Genomic DNA, 5,469 nt, shown 5'->3' with positions numbered 1-5,469 from the left:
CTCTTTCTTAAACCCTCCTGACTCCTCCTTTTTCTTTTTTGTTGCACTTCATTGACAATCTGCCGCCCCTGAGCGAAGCGAGGGCGGGGGATTGTCCCTGAAAGCACCATTTTCTATCTAAAATTTCAAGTAGAGGCAATGCCAGCAAGTCAATCCCCACCGCTTCGCGGAGCCCCTTTTCAAAGGGGCCAGGCCGCCTGCGGGCGGGACGAGAGATGAGCCCTACGGGGCAGGGCCACAAAGCGGCAGGCTAGAGTCGTCCGGCCCTACAAAAGATACTTTACGAATTAAAGGGCAGGATTTCTGCATCGGCAGCCACTACGATTCGTTTTCAGAGTGCTGTCAGCGCCAGTAATAAGCAGCGGTCCAGTATACTTGCTGACCAGTTCCAGGTAGACCACGGAGAACAATCCACTGGCATGGGGGCAGCTCAGCCCAAGCAAAGCGTTTTTTGTACGCCTGGCGGTAAACCCTGCACTAATGATTCACGATTGCCTGATACCCCTCGCCCCAGTTCTGCATGGCATCCAAAATAGGCTTGAGACTGCGGCCCAATTCCGTCAGAGAATATTCCACGCGGGGCGGGACCTCCGGATAGACCGTGCGAATCAGCAGCCCGGCCTCCTCCATTTGCCGGAGCTGTGTTGTCAAAACCTTCTGACTTACCGTTCCAATCGACTTCTTCAGCTCCCCAAACCGCTTTGTTCCAGACAGCAGATCACGCAAAATCAAGACCTTCCACTTGTCTCCAATCAAAGTCAGCGTCGTTTCCACCGGGCAGGCGGGCAAAGTTTTGGCCTCCATCATCGCATCCTCCTGACTATTCGTTTCTCAAATGCCGTACCTCCTTATTTTACTGTATCTCCCATGCAGAGGTCAAGGAGCAAAAAAATTTTCGCTCCGGCAAAAACGCCGGAATCCCTTGAAACGACACAAGGGTTTCCTCCGGGTTACCATCCAATCGTTACCTCCGGGTACCTATGGCACAAAATTGTGCGTACTTCACAGACCTTATCTCTCCTGTTATGATGAGTGCGTCGAAGGGAGAACATCCCAAACTGTAAATTATATTATTTGGAGGTATCATCCATGGACAAGCGCAATTTTACAACGATTTCTCTGGAGCAGGGCGAGATGCACATTTACGATTTTGGCAGTGCGAAGCTCCACGCCTATCAGACGGGAGACCCCCTCAGCGACGAGGTGTTCCTGGTGGAGAAGGCAGGGCAGTTCGTCGTCTTGGAATCTCCCTGCTTTGTGGACAGCATCGCCGCGCTGGCCCGGTATCTGGAGGGCAAGGTGGTCGCCGGGATGCTGGTGGCCTACCACGGCGCCGGCGCCTCCTTCCTGCCCGAGGTCCCCAAGTACGCCACAGCCAACGCCGTGGAGTATGCCCGCAGCGGGGGCGGAAAAGGACTGATTGACCAGTTCGCCTCCGTCTTTGGCTCCGCGTTTGACCATAGCATTCACAGGGTTGACCACATTGTGGAAGAGGGCTCGGTGACCATCGGCGGAATTGAGTTCATCCTGCACCAGACGGCGGAGGCCTTTGATGTGGAGATTCCGGAAATCAACGGGGTTTACACCCACATGCTGGGCCACGACTGCCACTCCATCGTCGCCGGCGCGGAACACGCAGATGGAATCATTTCCCAGCTGAAGGACTATATCGCCAAGGGCTATGACCTGATCCTCACCTCCCACTACACCCCGGAGGACCTGAAGGACGCCCGGACAAAAATTGACTATCTGGAGCACCTGAAAACCCTCGCCGCCTCCTGCGCCAGCGGTGAGACGTTTAAGGCGGCGGTCAAGGCACAGTATCCCGCCTACAGCGGAGAAAACTATCTGGATATGACCACCGGCTTCTTTTTCGCCTGAAGCAATAAGCTCCCTGGGGGCCTGTCCCCCGGGGAGTCCTGATTGGAGCACTTCTATGAAACGTCTGGAACAAATCCATACTCTGAACCGCATCCTGCTGGAGGAAATGCCGGAGTACCGCCCCCAGGCGGCCCAATTTTCTCTGGAGGAACCCGCCCAGCGCCGGCTTCTCCGCAGCCTGATGAACCTCCGGCCGCCTGTGCCGCTGGATCCGCAATTCCTGCAAATACAGGACGAGGTGCTGTCGGAGGAACGGGAGGCCAAGGGCGTGGTAGATGGGGACCGTCTGCCGGCGGCTGCCACAAATTCCCGTCTGGCCCTCTGGCAGGGGGATATAACCCGCCTGCGGGTGGACGCCATTGTCAACGCCGCCAACAGTGCCCTGCTGGGCTGCTTCTGTCCCTGCCACGGCTGTATTGACAACGCCATCCACTCGGCGGCGGGGCTTCAGCTCCGGGATGAGTGCAATCAAATCATGCAGGCCCAGGGCCGTCCGGAGCCCAACGGCCAGGCCAAGCTGACCCACGGCTGCAACCTGCCTGCCAAATATGTGCTGCACACGGTAGGGCCAATCATCCAGGGACCGGTCACACGCCGGGGCAGGGAGGAACTGGCATCCTGCTACCGCTCCTGCCTGGAGCTGGCAGCGGAGCACAGCCTGGAGACCATCGCGTTCTGCTGTATCTCCACCGGGGAATTTCATTTCCCCAACCGGGAAGCCGCTGAAATCGCGGTGAGCACCGTCACCGGGTTCCTCCAGCACAACACATCCATTCGGAAGGTGATCTTCAATGTTTTCAAGGATATCGACACCCAAATCTACCGAGACCTATTGGGAGAAGCTTGACCGGCTGAAATCGGCCCTCGCAGATGCGGACGCCGTCGTCATTGGCGCCGGGGCCGGCCTGTCCGCCTCGGCGGGGCTGACCTACTCCGGGGAGCGGTTCGAGAAGCACTTTGGGGACTTTAGCCAAACGTACGGCATTCGGGATATGTACTCCGGCGGCTTCTATCCCTTCCAGACCTTGGAGGAGTACTGGGCCTGGTGGAGCCGTCATATCCTGGTGAACCGCTATGAACGGGCCCCCAAGCCGGTCTATGACCAGCTGCTGGATTTGGTGCGGGGGAAGGACTATTTTGTCCTCACCACCAACGTAGACCACCAGTTTCAGCTGGCGGGCTTTGACAAACAGCGGCTGTTCTATACTCAGGGGGACTATGGTCTGTGGCAGTGCTCCAGGCCCTGTCATCAGGGGACCTATGACAATGAGGACATTGTCCGCCGCATGGTAACAGAGCAGAGAGATATGAAGGTCCCCTCAGAGTTGATTCCACATTGCCCCAAATGCGGCAGGCCCATGACCATGAACCTGCGGTGTGACGACACCTTTGTTCAGGACGAGGGATGGGATCAGGCGGCGTCCCGCTATAGGGACTTCCTGCGGCGGCATCAACATGGGAGGGTTCTGTATCTGGAGCTGGGCGTTGGGATCAACACCCCGGTCATCATCAAGTACCCCTTTTGGAAGTACGCCCACGAAAATCCGGAGGCCCTATACGCCTGCCTCAACCTGGAAAGCGCCTATGCGCCGGCGGAGATCAACAGCCGCTCCATTTGTATCAACGGCGATATCGAGACTATTCTGAACAGCATTTCTGACCCTTCTTAGCTTGACTGTATTGAGCGTGTTTTTTCTGTCTGGCATTATGGAAGCGATAGCGCCAGTCCAGACATCAGATTTCAGACAGCGTTGAGCCCTTCTTGCACAGAACGGGCGGCGCTGTCTGTTTTTTCTGGGCAACATCCACACGACGGACATGAAGTCATCAACGCACCGGTCAGTACCTCGCTGTTCAAGTTCAAACCCTCTGCAGCGAGCTGGCCCAGCTAAAAGACCATCATCCGAGAGGTCAAGGAATATTGGCAGGCTATTGGCAAATATTATTTCTAAAACACCAGCAATAGGTTTTTTTTATTGGGGCATCAATTATCGGTATAGGGTTTCGGGCACATTTGCCTTGAAAAGGCCGGGGGTAAGAGGTATAATTCCACCATAAGATGAGCCGGCAGACATCTTACTTTGTACATTTTAACCATTTTTAGAGCAGCCCCGCCTGGCGCGGGGTGGGGAATCCAGGCCGCTCCGTTTGAATCTGTCGGAGGTGCTGAGACAGGTGTCTCCAAAGATGCTTTAAGCCGCAGGGAGGCTGATTGCGATGATCGAAATGCGCCAGCTGATTTATTTGGATGCGGTGTATCGGTACAAGAGCTTTACAAAGGCCAGCAAGGCCCTGTATGTCTCCCAGCCCACCATCTCGGCAGCAGTCCGGTCGGTGGAGCAGGAGCTGGAACTGACGCTGATCGAACGGACCCCCAAGGGGGTCGTATTTACAGTGGAGGGCGAGACCCTCATGCACCGGATCCGGCAGCTTCTCAGCGATTACAGCGACATTATGGCGGAGGCCAATGAGCTGAGTCATAAGGCCAACTATACGCTGCGGCTGGGCATTGCCTCCATCCTGAGTTCAGATATTTTTCCGCTGATCTATAAGGACTTCCTCGCCAGCCATAAGGACCTCACCATCCGGCTGGACGAGGACAGCGCCCATGGTCAGATCAAAAAGCTTCTGAACGAGGAGCTGGACCTGGCTTTCAACGGCCTGCCTGACGACCTGGACAGCAACAAGCTCCGGGCTGCCCCGGTATGTAAGCGGGAGATCAAGCTGATTATGCACCGTGACCACCCCCTGGCCTGTTTGGATAGGATCCCGGTGGAACGGCTCAACGGAGAGGATGTGTCTATGCTGTCCTCTTCCGGGGTTATGGGTCAGGTGCTGGAGCAAGCCTTTGCGGATCGGGGGGTTCAGCCCAATGTGGTATCGGAACACTCCCAGATTCATGGAATGCTGGAGATCGTGCTGACCTGCTGCAGCCTAGGCTTTGTAAACCTGTCACCAGAGACGGTGTCCATGCCCAAGTATGAGGAGCTGGAGCTGCGCTCCTTCCAGGAGCCACTGAGCTTTATGGTAGGCTTTATGATGAAAAAGCGGAAATATATTCCACCGGTCTGTCAGGAGTTGATCCGGTTTATCTCAGAGCGGTTGGGCGGCGGAGTGCCAGAGAGGGGCGCTCCAGGTGACCTGTTGATTCCCTGAACATTTTACTTTACAGCTTTTGAGCAGAAAGAGCAGGAATACAGTATGAACTACGAAGAGAAAGCCCTAGAGTTAAGGAGAGACATTTTACGGATGCTCTATGGTGCTCAGTGCGGCCACCCTGGCGGCTCGCTGTCCTGTGTGGAGCTGATGATGGCCCTCTACTATCGGGTGGCCAACGTGGATCCCCACAATCCCCGAGAAGAGAACCGGGACCGGATTATCCTTTCCAAAGGGCACGCCTGCCCCACCCAATACGCAATTTTGGCGGATATGGGCTTCTTCCCCCGGGAGGACCTGTGGAGCCTGCGGCAGATCAACTCCCATCTTCAGGGCCACCCCGATATGCACAAGACCCCGGGGATTGACGCCAGCACCGGCTCGCTGGGCCAGGGAGTGGCGGTGGCTGGCGGCATTGCCCTGGCTGCAAAG

Annotated in this window: 5 protein-coding genes and 1 pseudogene; 5 read left to right on the top strand and 1 reads right to left on the bottom strand. The window is 56.2% G+C overall.

Going from position 1 to position 5,469, the window contains the following annotated elements:
• Positions 1-477: 477 nt before the first annotated feature.
• Positions 478-807, bottom strand: a complete 330-nt coding sequence (locus D1646_RS19945) for a helix-turn-helix domain-containing protein (protein ID WP_160638133.1) — start codon at positions 805-807, stop codon at positions 478-480.
• A 282-nt stretch (positions 808-1,089) separates the two neighbouring features.
• Between D1646_RS19945 and D1646_RS19940 the strand changes: the two genes are divergently transcribed.
• The 5 genes and pseudogenes from D1646_RS19940 to D1646_RS19920 all read left to right on the top strand — a co-directional run.
• Complete coding sequence (locus D1646_RS19940) at positions 1,090-1,881, top strand: hypothetical protein (RefSeq protein ID WP_160638132.1); 792 nt, start codon at positions 1,090-1,092, stop codon at positions 1,879-1,881.
• A gap of 55 nt (positions 1,882-1,936) precedes the next feature.
• A complete protein-coding gene (locus D1646_RS19935) occupies positions 1,937-2,728 on the top strand; it encodes a protein-ADP-ribose hydrolase (protein WP_160638131.1) in 792 nt (263 codons plus the stop codon).
• Positions 2,673-3,551 (top strand): Sir2 silent information regulator family NAD-dependent deacetylase, encoded by an 879-nt coding sequence (locus tag D1646_RS19930; protein WP_160638130.1) that lies wholly within the window; start codon positions 2,673-2,675, stop codon positions 3,549-3,551. The genes D1646_RS19935 and D1646_RS19930 overlap by 56 nt, the downstream gene beginning before the upstream one ends.
• A 547-nt stretch (positions 3,552-4,098) precedes the next feature.
• Entirely contained in the window at positions 4,099-5,037 is a 939-nt protein-coding gene (locus D1646_RS19925) for a LysR family transcriptional regulator (protein WP_160638129.1), read from the top strand.
• 45 nt (positions 5,038-5,082) lie between these two features.
• Positions 5,083-5,469, top strand: a pseudogene (locus D1646_RS19920) (transketolase); the annotation flags it as partial.

The sequence above is a fragment of the Pseudoflavonifractor sp. 60 genome (assembly GCF_009911645.1).
Taxonomy (GTDB): domain Bacteria; phylum Bacillota; class Clostridia; order Oscillospirales; family Oscillospiraceae; genus Lawsonibacter.
The sequence above is the reverse complement of the archived record's forward strand: the minus strand, read 5'-3'. Positions and strand labels throughout refer to the sequence as shown.